Source organism: Azospirillum tabaci (assembly GCF_014596085.1).
Lineage (GTDB): Bacteria > Pseudomonadota > Alphaproteobacteria > Azospirillales > Azospirillaceae > Azospirillum > Azospirillum tabaci.
On sequence record NZ_JACCJY010000076.1, the window covers coordinates 1 to 1,196 of the forward strand.

Annotated in this window: 1 protein-coding gene; it reads right to left on the reverse strand. The window is 68.2% G+C overall.

Going from position 1 to position 1,196, the window contains the following annotated elements; translation table 11 throughout:
* A partial coding sequence (gene frc, locus H0B54_RS29295; protein ID WP_188263266.1) for a formyl-CoA transferase occupies positions 1 to 1,196 on the reverse strand: 1,196 nt, incomplete at both ends.

The window sequence follows — 1,196 nt, forward strand, 5'->3', positions numbered from 1 at the left end:
GCGCCGCTGTCGCGGACCTCGGAGATGCGGCGCTCGTCGAAGCCGAGCACCTCGCGCAGGATCTCGTCGGTGTGCTCGCCCAGCAGCGGCGAGCGCGTCACCTCGGTCGGGCTGTCCGACAGCTTGATCGGGTTGCCGACCGTCAGGTACTTGCCGCGCGTCGGGTGATCGACCTCGACGATGGTGCCGGTCTCGCGCAGCGACTGGTCCTCCGCCAGCTCCTTCATCGACAGGATGGGGCCGCAGGGGATGTCGTACCGGTTCAGGATCTCCATGGCCTCGAACTTCGTCTTGGTCATGGTCCATTCCTCGACGGTCGCGAAGATGTCCTTCAGGCGCGGCAGGCGCGCGGCGGGCGTCGCGTAGTCCGGATCGGTGACCCATTCCGGCTTGCCGATGACCTCGCAGATCTTCGCCCAGACCGGCGCCTGGGTGATGAAGTAGATGTAGGCGTTGGGATCGGTCTCCCAGCCCTTGCACTTCAGGATCCAGCCCGGCTGGCCACCGCCCGAGGCGTTGCCGGCGCGCGGCACGGTGTCGCCGAACTCGCCGTTCGGGTATTGCGGGTACTCTTTCAGCGGGCCGCGCTCCAGCCGCTGCTGGTCGCGCAGCTTGACGCGGCAGAGGTTCAGCACGGCGTCCTGCATGGCCGCCAGCACCTTCTGGCCGCGCCCGGTCTGGGTGCGCTGGTAGAGCGCCGTGACGATGCCCAGCGCCAGATGCAGCCCGGTGCCGCTGTCGCCGATCTGGGCGCCGGTGACCATCGGCGGGCCGTCGTCGAAGCCGGTCGTCGAGGCCGAGCCGCCGGCGCACTGCGCGACGTTCTCATAGACCTTGCAGTCCTCGTAGGGACCGGGGCCGAAGCCCTTGACCGAGGCGACGATGATGCGGGGGTTCAGCTCCTGGATGCGCTCCCAGGTCAGCCCCATGCGGTCGAGCACGCCGGGGGCGAAGTTCTCGACCATCACGTCGCAGATGCGCACCAGATCCTCCAGGACGCGCTTGCCGTCCGGGTTCTTGGTGTCCAGCGTGATGGACCGCTTGTTGTGGTTCAGCATGGTGAAGTAGAGGCTGTCGGCCTCGGGCACGTCGCGGAGCTGACCGCGCGTGATGTCGCCCTCGCCCGGACGCTCGACCTTGATGACGTCGGCGCCGAACCACGCCAGAAGCTGGGTGCAGGTCGGACCCGACTGAAC